This is a genomic window from Streptomyces sp. NPDC058291, from assembly GCF_042880855.1.
In the GTDB taxonomy this organism is placed as follows: Bacteria; Actinomycetota; Actinomycetes; order Streptomycetales; family Streptomycetaceae; genus Streptomyces.
This window is the reverse complement of record NZ_JBHVYK010000027.1, coordinates 1-15,320: the sequence shown is the minus strand read 5'-3', so window position 1 is coordinate 15,320 and position 15,320 is coordinate 1. Positions and strand designations below refer to the sequence as shown.

The 15,320-nt window shown below is 71.6% G+C and carries 14 protein-coding genes, 1 tRNA gene and 2 pseudogenes; 8 read left to right on the top strand and 9 right to left on the bottom strand.

Annotation, left to right across the window (positions count from 1 at the left end; all coding sequences use genetic code 11):
- Positions 1–127 precede the first annotated feature (127 nt).
- From ACFVYK_RS16275 to ACFVYK_RS16265, 3 genes are all read right to left on the bottom strand, one after another.
- The gene (locus ACFVYK_RS16275) at positions 128–859 is read right to left on the bottom strand and encodes an NDP-sugar synthase (RefSeq protein ID WP_389773876.1); all 732 of its coding nucleotides are present in this window, start codon (positions 857–859) and stop codon (positions 128–130) included.
- 253 nt (positions 860–1,112) lie between these two features.
- Positions 1,113–1,583 carry a hypothetical protein gene (locus ACFVYK_RS16270; RefSeq protein ID WP_389773873.1) on the bottom strand — a complete coding sequence of 157 codons (471 nt, stop codon included), beginning with the start codon at positions 1,581–1,583 and terminating at the stop codon, positions 1,113–1,115.
- A gap of 212 nt (positions 1,584–1,795) precedes the next feature.
- On the bottom strand, positions 1,796–2,884 hold the full coding sequence (locus ACFVYK_RS16265) for an ABC transporter ATP-binding protein (protein ID WP_389773871.1): 1,089 nt from the start codon (positions 2,882–2,884) through the stop codon (positions 1,796–1,798).
- A gap of 274 nt (positions 2,885–3,158) precedes the next feature.
- On the opposite strand from ACFVYK_RS16265, the gene ACFVYK_RS16260 reads away from it, so the two are divergent.
- The 4 genes from ACFVYK_RS16260 to ACFVYK_RS16245 all read left to right on the top strand — a co-directional run bounded on the left by ACFVYK_RS16260 (position 3,159) and on the right by ACFVYK_RS16245 (position 6,272).
- Positions 3,159–3,232: transfer RNA gene (locus tag ACFVYK_RS16260), tRNA-Thr, on the top strand.
- Positions 3,233–3,340: 108 nt separating this feature from the next.
- The gene (locus ACFVYK_RS16255) at positions 3,341–4,018 is read left to right on the top strand and encodes a rhomboid-like protein (protein WP_389773869.1); all 678 of its coding nucleotides are present in this window, start codon (positions 3,341–3,343) and stop codon (positions 4,016–4,018) included.
- On the top strand, positions 4,015–5,433 hold the full coding sequence (locus ACFVYK_RS16250) for an NAD(P)/FAD-dependent oxidoreductase (protein WP_389773866.1): 1,419 nt from the start codon (positions 4,015–4,017) through the stop codon (positions 5,431–5,433). The genes ACFVYK_RS16255 and ACFVYK_RS16250 overlap by 4 nt, the downstream gene beginning before the upstream one ends.
- A 143-nt stretch (positions 5,434–5,576) precedes the next feature.
- Positions 5,577–6,272 (top strand): pentapeptide repeat-containing protein, encoded by a 696-nt coding sequence (locus ACFVYK_RS16245; RefSeq protein WP_389773863.1) that lies wholly within the window; start codon positions 5,577–5,579, stop codon positions 6,270–6,272.
- A 63-nt stretch (positions 6,273–6,335) separates the two neighbouring features.
- On the opposite strand, the gene ACFVYK_RS16240 is transcribed toward ACFVYK_RS16245, so the two are convergent.
- On the bottom strand, positions 6,336–6,836 hold the full coding sequence (locus tag ACFVYK_RS16240; protein WP_389773860.1) for a hypothetical protein: 501 nt from the start codon (positions 6,834–6,836) through the stop codon (positions 6,336–6,338).
- 58 nt (positions 6,837–6,894) lie between these two features.
- Between ACFVYK_RS16240 and ACFVYK_RS16235 the strand changes: the two genes are divergently transcribed.
- On the top strand, positions 6,895–8,337 hold the full coding sequence (locus tag ACFVYK_RS16235; RefSeq protein ID WP_389773858.1) for a M1 family metallopeptidase: 1,443 nt from the start codon (positions 6,895–6,897) through the stop codon (positions 8,335–8,337).
- Positions 8,338–8,531: 194 nt separating this feature from the next.
- Here ACFVYK_RS16235 and ACFVYK_RS16230 read toward each other — a convergent pair.
- The 3 genes and pseudogenes from ACFVYK_RS16230 to ACFVYK_RS16220 form a co-directional block, all read right to left on the bottom strand.
- Positions 8,532–8,699, bottom strand: a pseudogene (locus ACFVYK_RS16230) (DNA mismatch repair protein MutT); the annotation flags it as partial.
- A gap of 199 nt (positions 8,700–8,898) precedes the next feature.
- A complete protein-coding gene (locus ACFVYK_RS16225) occupies positions 8,899–10,509 on the bottom strand; it encodes a N,N-dimethylformamidase beta subunit family domain-containing protein (RefSeq protein WP_389773855.1) in 1,611 nt (536 codons plus the stop codon).
- 226 nt (positions 10,510–10,735) lie between these two features.
- Complete coding sequence (locus tag ACFVYK_RS16220) at positions 10,736–11,311, bottom strand: TerD family protein (protein ID WP_020130301.1); 576 nt, start codon at positions 11,309–11,311, stop codon at positions 10,736–10,738.
- Between the two features lie 165 nt (positions 11,312–11,476).
- Between ACFVYK_RS16220 and arfB the strand changes: the two genes are divergently transcribed.
- Together arfB and ACFVYK_RS16210 are read left to right on the top strand one after the other, a co-directional pair.
- On the top strand, positions 11,477–11,914 hold the full coding sequence (gene arfB / locus ACFVYK_RS16215) for an alternative ribosome rescue aminoacyl-tRNA hydrolase ArfB (protein WP_389773852.1): 438 nt from the start codon (positions 11,477–11,479) through the stop codon (positions 11,912–11,914).
- Positions 11,915–12,039: 125 nt separating this feature from the next.
- On the top strand, positions 12,040–12,924 hold the full coding sequence (locus tag ACFVYK_RS16210; RefSeq protein ID WP_389773849.1) for a sigma-70 family RNA polymerase sigma factor: 885 nt from the start codon (positions 12,040–12,042) through the stop codon (positions 12,922–12,924).
- Here ACFVYK_RS16210 and ACFVYK_RS16205 read toward each other — a convergent pair.
- Both ACFVYK_RS16205 and ACFVYK_RS16200 read right to left on the bottom strand, forming a co-directional pair.
- Complete coding sequence (locus ACFVYK_RS16205; protein ID WP_389773846.1) at positions 12,921–13,436, bottom strand: GNAT family N-acetyltransferase; 516 nt, start codon at positions 13,434–13,436, stop codon at positions 12,921–12,923. The genes ACFVYK_RS16210 and ACFVYK_RS16205 overlap by 4 nt on opposite strands.
- Positions 13,437–13,490: 54 nt before the next feature.
- On the bottom strand, positions 13,491–14,054 hold the full coding sequence (locus ACFVYK_RS16200) for a flavin reductase family protein (protein ID WP_389774040.1): 564 nt from the start codon (positions 14,052–14,054) through the stop codon (positions 13,491–13,493).
- A gap of 343 nt (positions 14,055–14,397) precedes the next feature.
- Here ACFVYK_RS16200 and cdgB point away from each other — a divergent pair.
- Positions 14,398–15,320 (top strand): annotated as a pseudogene (gene cdgB / locus ACFVYK_RS16195) (diguanylate cyclase CdgB); the annotation flags it as partial.

Genomic DNA, 15,320 nt, shown 5'->3' with positions numbered 1-15,320 from the left:
GGGCGGGGGGGGGGGGGGGGGGGCGTGGGCTGGGCGTTTTGTTTGGGTGGTTTTGGCTGTTACGAAAACCCCCGGCGGGGCGGGGCGCTGAGAAGCGCACGGCGCCACCGGTCTTTCGACGCGACGCTCAACGACGGGCCGCGGCCAGTTCCCTCGCCGCCTCGGTGAGGTCCTTCGCGGTGTCGATGGCCCGCCAGTACGCCCCCTGCGGGATCGGGAAGCCTGCCAGCCGGCGCTCGCGGGCCAGATGCGGGAACGTCGTGCGCTCGTGGTCGCCGCGCTCGGGCAGCAGCCCCGCGAACTCCGGAGAGAAGACGTACAGGCCCGCGTTGATCTCGTACGTCGTGGGCGGAGCCTCGATGAAGTCGGTGATGTGGCCGAACCCGTCCGTCTGCACCGCGCCCCACGGAATGCGCGGACGCGCCAGCGCGAGGGTCGCTATGGCGTCGCGCTCGGTGTGGAAGTCGGCCATCTCGCGCAGCGAGAAGCGGGTCCAGATGTCGCCGTTGGTGGCGTACCAGGACCGCTCGGGGTGGGGCAGGTGGGCGGCCGCGTACTTCAGGCCGCCGCCACGGCCCAGGGGCTCGGTCTCGACGACCGTGGTGACCTTGAGGGGCAGGTCGGCCGATTTCAGCCAGTCCTGCAGGACCTCGGCGAGGTGGCCGCAGGAGACGACGACGTCGGTGACGCCCTCGTCGGCGAGCCAGCCGAGCTGATGACCGATGATCGGCGTCCCCGTACCGGGGATCTCGACCATCGGCTTGGGCCGGTCGTCGGTGTACGGGCGCAGCCGGGACCCCTGGCCACCGGCCAGGATGACGGCTTGCGTGGGGCGGGACGCGGCGTGCGGATCGGTCATGCCCGCACTGTACGTGCCGCATGGTGCGGGACGCGCGGCTCCCCCGGTGGAGGGGAAGCCACACGTCCCGGTACGGGTGTCAGGGCCCGGCGACCGGGCCCTCTGCCTGGGGTTCCTGCCCGGGCCGGCGCTTGAGCCCTGCCCTGAGCCGGGCCCTTGTTCCGGCCCCTGCCCGGACCCTCTGTCCGGCCCTCTGCAACGGACCTCCGTCCGGGCGGCCGTCCGGGTTGGTGTCCGGGCTTCGGCGCGTGTCTCAGCCTCGCGCCGCCAGGACGCCCGAGGCGAAGGCCGTGTCGCACACCGGGCGGGAGTACGACTGGGCACGCGAGGGACCGTACATGCGGACCGCGGCGCGGCCGAGGGCGCGGGCGATGGACGAGCAGTGCCTGGCGAGCGACGGCCTGCCGTTCACGGCGGCCTGGAGATGGGTCAGGGCGACGCCCGGATCCTTCTCCTGGAGCTCGGCCAGCAACTGGTCGCGCAGGACCTCCTGCGGGGCCTTGGCGGCCTGGCGCGAGGACCGGTGCGCGGTGGAGACGTCGGAGGCGGTGAGCACCGAATCCGAGGGGTTCCCCGACCAGTTGACCCGGGTGACCGCGAGGGTCCCGGAGAGCACCATGACGACGGGCAGGACAAGGGCGAGCGAGCGGCCGATCCGGCGGGCTGGGCCGCCCCGGCCGCGGCGCGTGCGCTGGGTGGTGGAGTGGTTCGCGGAGTGCTTCACGCGTGAGAGGGTAGCGTGCAGTAATGATTTGGCGACATTTAGTCACCCGGACGGGGGATGATGTCGTGCCCCCCATTGGGTAGGGGGTTGACGGGTGCCCGTCGAAATGTCCGCTGTGCCGGGGATTCTGCGGACGCGGAAAGGGGCCCCGCAGCAGGCTGCGGGGCCCCTTTCATCAATCCGGGTGAATCACCCGGCTTCAATCCTGTGCGTCAGTCCGACAGACGCGCGCCCGTTGACGTCGAGAACACGTGGGTCTCGCCCGCGCGCGGGACGACGTGCAGCGTGCTGCCCTTCTCCGGCACGTCACGACCGCCGACACGGACCACCAGGTCCTTCGACTCGGCGCCGACCTTGGCGGTGCCGTACACGAAGGCGTCCGAGCCGAGCTCCTCGACCACGTTCACCACGACCGCGAGGCCCTGGTCGCCGTCGGGGCCGGCCACGTCGAAGTGCTCGGGGCGGACGCCGACGGTGACCGTCTTGTCGGTGGCGGCGGAGAGCGCGTCACGCTGCACCGGCACCACCGAGTTGCCGAACCTCACGCCGCCGTCGGCGATCGGCACCTCGACGAGGTTCATCGCCGGGGAGCCGATGAAGCCGGCCACGAAGAGGTTGGCGGGCCTGTCGTACATGTTGCGCGGGGTGTCGACCTGCTGGAGCAGACCGTCCTTGAGGACCGCAACCCGGTCGCCCATGGTCAGGGCCTCGACCTGGTCGTGGGTGACGTAGACGGTGGTGATGCCGAGACGGCGCTGCAGCGACGCGATCTGCGTACGCGTCGACACGCGGAGCTTGGCGTCCAGGTTGGACAGCGGCTCGTCCATGAGGAACACCTGGGGCTCACGCACGATGGCGCGGCCCATCGCGACGCGCTGGCGCTGACCGCCGGAGAGGGCCTTCGGCTTGCGGTCCAGGTACTCGGTGAGGTCGAGGATCTTCGCGGCCTCCTCGACCTTCTGCCGGATCTCCGTCTTGTTGACGCCGGCGATCTTGAGCGCGAAGCCCATGTTGTCGGCGACCGTCATGTGCGGGTACAGCGCGTAGTTCTGGAACACCATGGCGATGTCCCGGTCCTTGGGCGGCAGGTGCGTGACGTCGCGGTCGCCGATGCGGATGGCGCCGCCGTTGACGTCCTCGAGCCCCGCGAGCATCCGGAGCGAGGTGGACTTGCCGCAACCGGACGGACCGACCAGGACGAGGAACTCGCCGTCCGCGATCTCGATGTCGAGTCCGTCGACGGCGGGCTTGGTGGAGCCCGGGTAGACCCGGGTCGCCTTGTCGAAAGTGACAGTGGCCATGGCTCGAAGGCCCCCTTCTACCGGCAGGAACGTGCCGGACGATCCGTTGTAGGAAGGTGGTTGGTGTAGTCCACATGAGCGAACTGGGTCAGGACGGTACCTGGCGTTTCCCGGTCTGTCAGCACTTGAGGGCAGGTGAACTTCACGGGAACAGGGGAATGGGCGGAGCGGCGTACGGCGTCCCGGCGACGCCGGGGGGAGAAGTCTGTGGCCCGCGGAAACGGGGGCTGTGTACAGTGGAGCCGCTTTCGCGCACGGTCCGTCGGTGCGCGAGGCCCCCTTAGCTCAGCTGGCCAGAGCGCCGCTCTTGTAAAGCGAAGGTCGTCGGTTCGAATCCGACAGGGGGCTCCGTGAAAGGCCCGGGTCGTCTTCTGTGACCTGGGCCTTTTCGTGTCGTTCGGCGGCGGGGGCGGCCGTCGCCGCGTCAAAGGGCCGGGCGGTGACGATACTGGCTGGGTGAAACGGCTCAGAGGAGTTTCCCGGCTCCGGCGGGCGGTATGGGCGTATGTGCGCAGTGCGCCCGGCACCTATGTGTGGCTGGCGGTTCTGTTCGTCACCACGGTGGCGCTGCATCACATGTCCCCGGAGTTCGAGCAGGAGTTTCTGCGGCAGCGGTCGACGAACATCCACGAGCTGTCGCGGCATCCGGTGCGGGTGCTGGTGGCGAGCGCGCTGTGGATCGACGGCGGGCACTGGGCGCCGTACGTGGTGCTGTACTCCGTCTTCCACGCGCAGGCCGAGCGGTGGCTGGGGACGGCGCGGTGGCTGGCGGTGTGCGCGGCCGCGCACGTGCTGGCGACGCTGATCAGCGAGGGCGCGCTGGCGCTGGCGATCGGATACGGGCTCGCGCCGCGGTCGTCGGTGAACACCCTGGACGTGGGGGTGAGCTATGCGTTGGCGGGGGTGGCGGGGGTGCTGGTCCACCGGATCGGTCCGCCGTGGCGGTACGGGTGTCTGGTGCTTCTCCTCCTCTTCTACGGGGTTCCGTTGACGACCGCGCCGACCTTCACCGACTTCGGGCACTTCGTGTCCGTGCTCATCGGACTGGGGTGCCGGCCGCTGGTCGGGGGGCGTGGAAGTGTGCGGAATCCGAAGGAGACGGCGGCGGCTCCGGCGGGTAGCGTCCGGCCATGAACAGCTCGGCGAGGGGTGTGGCTGACGGCGTCGTCAACGGCGGCGTGTCCTATTGGTACGCGGACGACGGTCTGCCGGCGGTGCGGGAGCCGCTGGGCGCGGACGCTTCCGCCGACGTGGTGATCGTGGGCGTCGGGTACACGGGGCTGTGGACGGCGTACTACCTGAAGAAGGCGGCGCCCTCCCTGCGGATCGTCGTGCTGGAGCAGAGGTTCTGCGGGTACGGGGCGTCGGGGCGCAACGGCGGGTGGCTGTACAACGGGATCGCGGGCCGTGAGCGGTATGCCGAGCTGCACGGCCGGGAGGCCGCGGTGCGTCTCCAGCGCGCGATGAACGAGACGGTGGGCGAGGTCGTCCGGGCGGTGGCGGAGGAGGGCTTCGACGCGGACGTGCACCGGGGCGGGGTGCTGGAGGTGGCGCGGACGCCCGCGCAGCTGGCCCGGCTGCGGGAGTTCCATGCGCGTGAGCTGTCGTACGGGGAGACGGACCGGGAGCTGTACGGCGCCCGGGAGACGGCCGCGCGGGTGCGGGTGGCGGGGGCCGTGGGGTCGAGCTGGACTCCGCACGGGGCTCGGGTGCATCCGGTGAAGCTGGTGAAGGGGCTGGCGGCGGCGGTCGAGGCGCTGGGGGTGGAGCTGTACGAGTCGACTCCGGTGACGCGGATCCTCCCGGGCCGGGCCGTGACCCCGTACGGGACGGTGCGGGCGCCGTACGTGCTGCGGTGCACGGAGGGTTTCACGGCCGCGTTGCGGGGCGAGAGGCGGACCTGGCTGCCGATGAACTCCTCGATGATCGTCACCGAGCCGTTGACGCAGGAGCAGTGGGCGGCGGTGGGCTGGTCGGGGCGGGAGGCGCTGGGGGACATGGCGCATGCGTACATGTACGCGCAGCGCACGGCGGACGGACGGATCGCGCTCGGTGGCCGGGGGGTGCCCTACCGGTTCGGGTCGCGCACGGACCACGACGGGCGTACGCAGACCGAGACGGTCGAGGCGTTGCGGGAGATCCTCGTCGGTTTCTTCCCGGCGCTGGCCGGGGCGCGGGTGGCGCATGCCTGGTCGGGGGTGCTGGGTGTGCCACGCGACTGGTGCGCGACGGTGACGCTGGACCGGTCGACGGGGCTGGGCTGGGCGGGTGGGTATGTGGGGTCGGGGGTGGCGACGGCGAATCTGGCGGCGCGGACCCTGCGGGATCTGGTGCTGCGGGCCTCGGGGCAGGCGGTGGGCGCCGAGCTGACGGGGCTCGCCTGGGTGGGGCACCGGGTGCGCGGCTGGGAGCCGGAGCCGTTGCGGTGGCTGGGGGTGCGGGGCATGTACGCCACGTACCGGGCGGCGGACCGGCGGGAGACGAGGACGCACGCGTCGGGGTCCTCGCGGCTGGCGCGACTCGCGGACCGGGTGGCGGGGCGGCGCTGAGGCGTCGGGGAACGGTTGCCTTCTTCCCTCGTCATCGGGCCGGGGGCCGAGAGGGAGGGGCCGGGACGCCGGGAGGGGCGGGACGGACCGGTGGGGTGCGGGGGCGGCGGGGGATTGTCAGTGGCGGGGTGCAGCATGGGGGCATGGCGAGGACAGGGGCCGGCAGGACCGGCGGCAGGGCGAGTTCTGCGGTGAAAGGGGCCCGGCGTCCGCAGGTGCGGCTGCCTGCCCTGGAGCCGTTCGGGGGCGCGGGGCTGGAGCCCGACGGGGACTACGACGGCGTGGAGTGGCGCGAGCTGGATCTCGCCGGGCAGGACGGCGGGGGCGCGCGTTTCATGGACTGCGCTCTGACCGGCTGTGCGCTGGACGAGACGAGACTGCGGAACGCCCGTTTCCTCGACTCGGTCCTGACCGGTCTGCGGGGGGTCGGGACGGATCTGGCGGAGGCGACGCTGCGCGACGTCGAGGTGCTCGACGCGCGCCTGGGCGGGACCCAGTTGTACGGCGCCGTCCTGGAGCGGGTCGTGGTCCGCGGCGGCAAGATCGACTACTTGAACCTGCGCCAGGCGCGGCTGCGGGACGTCGTCTTCGAGGCCTGTGTCCTGGTCGAGCCCGACTTCGGCGGCGCGCGGCTGGAGCGCGTCGAGTTCGTCGACTGCGCCCTGAAGTCGGCCGACTTCACCGCGGCGACGCTGACGGACGTGGACCTGCGCGGCGCGGTGGAGCTGGGCCTGGCGGGCGGGGTGGACCGGCTGGCGGGCGCGGTGATCAGCCCGGCCCAACTGCTGGACCTGGCACCGGTGCTGGCGGCCGAGCTGGGGATCAGAGTGGAGGGCTGAGGCGTGCGGCGGCCGGTCGGGACCTTGCGGCTCGTGCGGGGGCCGGTCGGGACCTTGCGGCGCTCACTTCACGCGGGGGAACCGCGCCTGAAGGGTCCACACGGCCGGGTTCTCGCCCAGGTCCTCGTGCAGGTCGGTCAGGTCGGCGAGGAGGTCGTGGAGGAAGTCGCGGGCCTCGCGGCGGAGTTCGGCGTGCGAGAAGGTGAGCGGGGGTTCCTCGGCCGGCATCCAGTCGGCCTCGATGTCCACCCAGCCGAAGCGGCGCCGGAAGAGCATGCGGTCGGTGGACTCGGTGAAGTCCAGTTCCGCGTACTGCGGGCGGGAGGCGCGGGAGCCGGCCGGGTCCTGGTCGACGCGCTCCGCGATGTCGCACAGGGCCCACGCGAAGTCCAGCACCGGCACCCATCCCCAGGCTGTGGACAGCTCGCGGTCCGCCTTGGTGTCGGCGAGGTAGACGTCGCCGCAGAACAGGTCGTGGCGCAGGGTGTGGACGTCCGCCCGCCGGTAGTCCGTCTGGGGAGGGTCCGGGAAGCGGTTGGAGAGCGCGTAGCCGATGTCGAGCACGTAGGCGATGGTGTCACGCCCTCGCGTGGACGCCGGACGTCACCATAAGATCGCCGACATGCCCCGATGCGCACGTCGTGCACCCGTCGTCGGCGCGTTACTGGCCTGCGGCCTCCTCCTGGCCGCGTGCGACAGCGGTTCGCCGGGCGGCCCGGACGGTTCGGGCGGCGCTTCCGGCGTCGGCGATCCGTACTTCCCGAAGGCGGGCAACGGCGGCTACGACGTGTCCCACTACGGACTCACCCTCTCCTACACCCCCGGCGACGGCGTCGACGGCGCCCCTGACGGCGACCGTCTCTCCGGCACCGCGGTCGTCACGGCACGGGCGACCGAGGACCTCTCCGCGTTCGATCTGGATCTGGTGGGCATGCGGGTCCGGGACGTGACCGTCGAAGGCGTCGACGCCGGGTTCCGCCGGGACGGCCAGGAACTGGTCGTCCGCCCGAGCGAAGCCCTCGCCGAGGGCGAGACCTTCGAGGTGCGGGTCCGCTACTCCGGCAGCCCGCGGACGATCACCGATCCGGACCGATCGGAGGAGGGCTGGCTGCCCACCGAGGACGGCGTGCTCGCCCTCGGTGAGCCGACCGGCTCGATGGCCTGGTTCCCGGGCAACCACCACCCCGCGGACAAGGCGTCGTACGACGTCGCCGTCACCGTCCCGAAGGGCCTGACGGCCGTCTCCAACGGTGAGTTGCGCAGCGAGCGGGTCACGGCGGACGGGCGCACGACCTTCTCCTGGCACACGGCGGAGCCGATGCCGAGCCATGCGGCGATGCTCGCGATCGGCCGTTACACCGTCACCCGTCCCGCTGTGGACGACGGCCTGTCGGCGTATGTCGCGGTCGACCCCTCCCAGGAGGCCGCGAGCCGCGCGGTGCTCGCCAGGCTTCCCGAGGTCGTGCACTGGGCGCAGGACAACTTCGGGCCCTACCCCTTCTCCTCCGTCGGCGCGATCGTGGAGCGGCCCGGCGACGCGGGCTACGCCCTGGAGACGCAGAACCGCCCCGTGTTCCCCGGCGCCCCCGACATCGAGACCTTCGTCCACGAGATCGCCCACCAGTGGTTCGGGAACTCCGTCACGCCGAGGAGCTGGCGGGACATGTGGCTCAGCGAGGGCCTCGCGACCTACGCCGAGTGGGTGTGGACGCAGGACGAGGGCGGCGCCACCGCGGAGGAGGCCTTCACCGAGCTGTACGAACACGGCACGGACACCTACGAGGACCTGTGGGAGTTCCCGCCCGCCAAGCCCACGAGCGCCGCGTACGTCTCCACGGTCCCCGTCTACCAGCGCGGCGCCATGGTCATCCACCGCGTCCGCCAGGTCCTGAACGACGACGACGCCTTCTACGACCTTCTGTGGGGCTGGGCCGCCGCCCACCGCCATGGCAACGCCGACACGGACGACTTCACGGCGTACGTCGAGAAGCGGGCGCCGGATCTGGACTTCGACGAGGTCTGGTCGGACTGGCTGTACGGGGAGGGCAGGCCACCGCGGCCCTGAGCGCCGGCGGGCGGCAGCGGCGCCGGCGGGCGGGTCAGGCGGGGCGGGTGGGCGGGTCAGGCGGGGCCGGGGCGGTCTGGGGCGCGGCGGTCCGTCTCCCACGCGTCGAGCAGCCGGGCCAGGCCGGACGGCCACACCGGCTCCCGCTCCTCGGCGAGTTCCTCACGGCTCCACCGGCGCCCTTCGAGGATGCCGTCGGCGAGGGCCGCCGCGACCTGCTCCGGGCGGATGTCGTCCGGATCGGGGAAGTCGCCGCTGAGGGCGTGGAACTCGCGTTGGGAGGCGTAGAGGGCGGTGAGTTCGGTGAGGAGGGCTGCGGGGAGGTCGTGGTCGGGGGTGAGACGGAGAGGATCGAGGAGCATGGGCCGCAGGGCAGGGCCTGACCTGCATCCCGCCGGTCTGTGCGGCCGGACCACGCCGGGCCGGCAGCCCGAACCGGTGGGCCGCACCACGCCCGGTCCGGCCCACCGGTTCGGACTCCGACTGGTTCGGACTCCGACTTGTCCGGCCCGCCGGTTCGGGCTCAGGCCGATTCGGCCGGTCGGGCCCTCCGATTCGGGCTCAGACCGATTCGGCGCCGGCCTGCGCGCGCGATGTCAGCATCCGCTCGATGAGGTTGCGCGTCGCGCGTTCGACGCGTGGGTCGTAGTGGGCCCGGCCGCGGAGGGCGAGGGGCCAGTGGAAGGTGCCGGCCACGAAGACGAGGGTGCCGTCCTTGTGTTCGATGAGACCGGTGTTCTGGATGCGCCGCCGGTGGCCGGCGCCCTTGCCCGACTTGGTCCGGTAGGGGGACTGGGAGAGGAGGGTGCGAGCGGCGCCCTTCGGGGACGGCATCTTGTCGTCGTAACCGTCCGCCTCGACGGCCACGAGGCCGGGTATCTCCTCGCCGTCCTTGAGCCCGGTGCCCTCCCAGAACCAGTGGTCCGGCTCGCGGACGACCAGGGGCGCGGGTGCGGACAGGATGCCGTTGTACTGGACGCCCAGCACGCCCTGTTCGGCGCGCCCGCACTTCCTGCCGTGCTCGTCCTCGAGGTCGCGCCAGCGCTCGGTGGGGCCGCTCGCGTCCGCGGCCGGGTCCGTGGCCTGCTTGTAGCAGACGACGGTGCGGGCCGGCGTGCCGTCGGCGGCCGCGGCGAGCCGTATGTGGAAGTAGATGTTGTTGGCCGCCAGGAAGGCGATGTGGGTGCCGGCGGCCACCGCCTTCTCCAGCACGTCCCGCATGGACTTGGACCAGTACTCGTCGTGGCCGGGGAAGATCATCGCCGTGTAGTGCTCCGGGTCGATCCGGCCCTCGTGCAGATCGAGGCTCGTCGCGTACGTCACATCGTGGCCGTCCGCCTCCACCCATCGGGTGAACGCGAGGTCCAGTTCGGCCCACCGGGGGAGACCGTGGTCGGAGTAGGGGCGGTCGAACGACACCTCGAACGCCCGGTGGGCGCTGTCCCCGGCGACTCCGGGCGCGGTGTAACCCCTGTAGAGGTTCTTGCCGGTGCGGCCGTCCAGGGGCCATTGGTTGTAGGCCTGGTAGGTGGTGAAGGGCAGTACCACCAGGAGGTCCGCCGCGCGGTCGGGCTCGCGGACGACGAAAGGGGTGCAGCTGCGGTGGCCGTCCTCGGCCTGGAAGACGGCCAGGTAGACGCCCGAGATCCAGGTGGTGGGGACCCGGAGCGTCCAGGACGGGCGCCAGTCGCACACGATGGCGCCGGTCCCGGGGTGCGGGACGGGGGTGGGCTGCCGGGAGCCGGTGAGCTGCGGACCGGTGGTCATCAGGCGGCCGCCGGCGCCGTCGTAGTGGCCGAGCCGGTAGACGGCGATGTGGAAGGGCTGCGGGTTCCGGACGGACACGTGGAACGCGATCGGTTCCCCCGGAGCGACGGAGGTCGTCGAGGCATAGCCGTGGATCTGTCCCACGCGGTCCTTGGTGCTGAGCCGGGCGCCCGGAGGAACCTCCCAGTCGGCCGTTCCCTCGTTCGCGTTCTCGCTCGCGACGGGGTTGGCGCCCGCGGCGGTGGCCTTCCGGACGGTCGGCGACGACGGGGGCGGGGGCCCGGCGGGCGCCTCCTGGTAGGCGTAGGCCGCCCCGATCCCGGTGGCGACGACCGCCCCCGCCCCGAACGTACCCATGGCTTTGCGACGACTGACGACGAACATCTGGAACAAGCCCCCTGGCACCGGCACACCGTCCGCGCACGCGCTGCTCGCTCGTCCGCACGGTCGTTGTGGACTGTCAAACCTCTCTGCCGCACTGCGCTTTGCGGCGCAGTGCCTTTCGGGGCGGTGACGGTCCACGACTGGTCAGGTCGCTGCTCGTACGAAGACCGCCCGCCCTCCTGGTAGGAGGGCGGGCGGTCCACCGAGGTTGTCTCGGATGTCCGAAAGCCGTGTGACGTTCGGTACGTCAGACGCTGACGCCGAAGTCCTGGGCGATGCCGACGAGGCCGGACGCGTAGCCCTGGCCGACCGCGCGGAACTTCCACTCGGCGCCGTTGCGGTAGAGCTCGCCGAAGACCATGGCCGTCTCGGTGGCCGCGTCCTCGGAGAGGTCGTAGCGGGCGATCTCGGCGCCGCCGGCCTGGTTGACGATGCGGATGTAGGCGTTGCGGACCTGGCCGAAGTTCTGCGAGCGGTTCTCCGCGTCGTAGATCGAGACCGGGAAGACGATCTTGTCGATGTCGGCGGGGAGGCCGGCCAGGTTGACGTTGATCGCCTCGTCGTCGCCCGCGCCCTCGCCGGTGCGGTTGTCGCCGGTGTGGACGATGGTCTGGTCCGGCGTCTGCTTGTTGTTGAAGAAGACGAAGTGGCCGTCGGAGTAGACCTTGCCCTGGGGGTTGACCGCGATCGCGGAGGCGTCGAGGTCGAAGTCCGTGCCGGTGGTGGTGCGGACGTCCCAGCCGAGGCCCACGGTGACGGCGGTCAGGCCCGGAGCCTCCTTGGTGAGCGAGACGTTGCCACCCTTGGACAGGCTTACAGCCATGGTTGGGAGTCCTTCCCTCGTTGTGTACGGCTTCGCACGGGCACGAAGCTACAGCTATCCCTATGAACGCAGCGAAGGCCGGTCAAGGTTCCCGCCGCCCCCGCGTTTCTTTACTTTCTTTACCAAGGGATATTCGCGTGACTCGGGCCGGGCAGGAGCGGGAACATGGTCGGCATGTCTGGTCCCTATGTCGTCCACGGCTCCGTCTCCCTTCCCGAGGCCGAGCTCATGTGGCGTTTCTCGCGGTCTTCGGGGCCGGGCGGGCAGCACGTCAACACCAGCGACTCGCAGGTGGAGCTCCGCTTCGACCTCGCGCGCACCGAGGCGCTGCCCGAGGTGTGGAAGGCGCGGGCGCTGCAGCGGCTGGCCGGGCGGCTCGTGGACGGCGTCGTCACCGTCCGGGCCTCCGAGCACCGCTCCCAGTGGCGCAACCGGGAGACCGCCGCGGTGCGCCTGGCCGCCCTGCTCGCGGAGGCGACCGCCCCGCCGCCCAAGCCGCGCCGGGCGACCCGGATACCGCGCGGGATCAACGAGCGCCGGCTGCGGGAGAAGAAGCAGCGGTCGCAGACGAAGCGGGGGAGGACCGGGCGCGACTGGGGCTGAGTCCGGCCCGGCGGAACCCCGTCACATCTCGGGTGCGCCGTTCGTCATCCCCGGGACGGGCGTGCCGGCGATGCGGAGCACGCCGATGAGCCGATGACGCCGAACCGTGACGAGGGATGCGACCGATGACCACGACGACGGGCGACCACGACTTCCTGGCCGAGTCCTTCGAGGCGCACCGCGGGCGTCTGCGGGCCGTGGCGCACCGCATGCTGGGCTCCGGGGCCGAGGCGGACGACGCCGTGCAGGAGGCGTGGTTGCGGCTCCTGCGGAGCGCCGGCCGGGGTGAGGCCGCGGAGATCGACAACCTCGCCGGATGGCTGACCACGGTCGTGGGCCGGGTCTGCCTGGACATGCTGCGCTCGCGCCGCTCCCGTGCCGAGGAGTCGCTGGAGAGCTGGACGCCGGTCGCGTCGGCGGCGCCCGACCCGGCGCAGGACGCGCTGCTCGCCGACTCGGTGGGCGCCGCCCTCCTCGTCGTCCTGGACACCCTCACCCCCGCGGAGCGGCTGGCGTTCGTCCTGCACGACCTGTTCGCGGTGCCGTACGAGGAGGTCGCGGGGATCGTCGACCGGACTCCGGAGGCCGCCCGCCAGCTCGCCAGCCGGGCCCGTCGCCGGGTGCGCGGCGCCGAGGAGCCCGACGTCGACCCGCACCGGCGGCGCAGGGTCGTGGACGCCTTCCTGGCCGCCGCGCGGCAGGGGGACTTCGACGGGCTGCTCGCCGTGCTCGACCCGGACGTCATGGTCCGCTCCGGGGCCGGGGTGACCACGGGCGCGAGCGCGGTGGCCCGCGGCGCGTCCGCCTTCGCCCGGCTCGCCGTGCCGGCCCGGCCCGCCCTGGTGGACGGCGCGACCGGACTGGCGGTGGTGGTGGACGGCCGCGTGGAGCGCACGCTCGCCTTCACCTTCGTCCGCGACCGGATCGCCGTGATCGACGTGACGGTCGATCCCGCCCGCCTCGCCCGGCTGGAGGTCACGCTGCTCGGGCCGCAGGACGACCGGCCCTAGTCCAGGGCGAGGACGCCGACGATCTCGTCCTCGCTCTTCTCGCCGGTCCTGCGGAAGCCCAGCCGGAGGTAGAAGTCCTCGGGGCCGTGCTCCCCCTCGTGCCAGGTCACGTACATCTCCGTGGCGCCGCGACGGCGCAGTTCCGCGGCGACGGACTCGACCGCGAAACGCCCGTAGCCGCAGCCCTGTTCGGTGGCGGCGATGTTCAGCCGCCACAGGCCGGAGCGGATCGTGCTGCCGTCGCGGCCGTTCCAGTCGATGTCGAGGAACGCCATGAGGAAGCCGACGGGCCGGTCGCCGTCCATGATCAGGCGTGGCCAGGCGACGCCCGGCGGATGGACATAGGCCTCCGCGAGGGACTTCATGACCGGCGAGACCGCGAACTCCTGGTCGGGGTGGACGCGAATGGCCGTCGCCGCCTCGAAATTCCGGGGGGTTATCTCCACGAGACGCACGTCGGAACCCGCGGCCGTCCCGCCGGCGGCGCCTGTCATGCCTGTCATGCCCGTCATGCGTGGCACCCTAGGCGCGTCGTTCCCGGACCGGCCACGGCATTTCTGGCGGGGTCAGCCCAACTGCCGGTAACGGCCCCGGAAATAGACCAGTGGACCGCCGTCCGCGCTCAGTACCGCCGCGGTCAGCACACGGCCGATCACCAGGGTGTGGTCGCCGGCGGTGACGCGTTGTTCCGTACGGCATTCCAGGGTGGCCAGCGCGCCGCCGACCAGGAGCGCGCCGCCGGCCTCGCCGCGCACGCAGGGGAGGCCCTCGAAGAGGAGCCGGTCGCTGATGCGGCCCTTCATGGCGAAGCGGCCGGCGATGTGACGCTGGTTCTCGGAGAGCACCGACACCGCCCACAGCGGCTGTTCGTCGAGCAGGTCGTCCATGCGGGAGCCGGTGCGCAGTCCGACCAGGACCAGCGGCGGGTCGAGGGAGACCGACATGAAGGACGTGGCCGTCATGCCGACGTCCTCGCCGTCCGGGGCGGCGGGGTCGTCCGGGTCGAGGGAGGATTCGCGCGCGGTCACCAGGACCACGCCGTCGGCGAGCCGGGACATGGCGGCGCGGAACTCGTCGTTGCTCACCCCCTCAGCATGCCCGGAGGGGGTCTTCAACACGGTCTTGAGCACATCGGGGGACACATCCGGAACGCTAACGTCCGATCGATACGCCCCGCATCGGACCTCCGCCCGAGTAGGGTCGTAGGACCGCGGACCGATATCCGGTCTCTGTCCGTGTTCAGGAAACACACAGGAAAAACGCGGAAACTCCACTCAAACGTTCACGTTCAGCTGTGACTTGAGTCACAAGACGCACTAATTGTTGACCCTGTGTACCGAGTGAGCAGCGCGCTGTGATTCAGTGGCGGAGGCGTCACAACGAGACACACACCGACAACAGAGCACCAGAAACGACGTTGCGCCGAAGACAACCCTTGATTCGCTGCGAAGTCTCGGGGGGAGGGCGAAACACATGGAGACCGAGTCGGAGCCTTACGTCCGTCTTGCGTCCCTGCGACAACTGCACCAGGTCATGGCCGACATGAACACGGCCCGCAGCCTGGCCGACACACTGCAGACCGTCGCCGACGGCGTGGTCACGGCACTCGGGTACGAGCTGGCGTGCGTCAATCTCGTGCGTCCCGACGGCGATCTCGTGGTCGCCGCCTTCTCCGGGAACCCGGCCGCCGAGGCCCTCATCACGGGCCGGGTCGGCTCGCGCGACTCCTGGGAGCGCCGCCTCGCCATGGGCGAGACCTGGGGCGACCTGATCTTCATACCCCACACCGAGGGCTGGATCCTCGACGACGACGACGTTCCGCAGTGGTACACCGACGGGCCCGCGCCCCGCTTCGAGGACGAGTGGCACCCCTCGGACCGGCTGTTCGCCCCCATGTACACGCCCGCCGCCCCCGGCGGCGGCGGCGCCTGCGGCGAGCTGATCGGCGTCCTGTCCGTGGACCGGCCGCGCAACGGTCGCCGTCCGGGCGCATGGGGACGCGAAGCGCTCCAGATGTACGCCTTCCAGGCCGCCATCGCGATCAGCAACGCGCGTCTACGCGCGAATATGCAGCGGGCACTGGTCCGGCTCGAACGCGAGCAGCAGGCTCTGCGCGCCAGTGAGGAATCCTTCCGGCAGGCCTTCGAGTACGCGCCCTCGGGCATGGCGATAGCCGAGATGGGCGGCGACCAGCACGGGCGCATACTCCGCACCAACGACGCCCTGTGCCGTCTGCTGGGCCGCCCCGCCTCCGCGATGCGCCGCTACTCGTTCTCCGACCTCGTCCACCCCGAGGACATAGGCACCCTGCTCCGCACCTCCGCCGAAGGCGGCCGCGCCGAACTGCGCCTGGGCCGCCGGGACGGCACCTACCTCTGGGTCAGCCTGCGCAACTC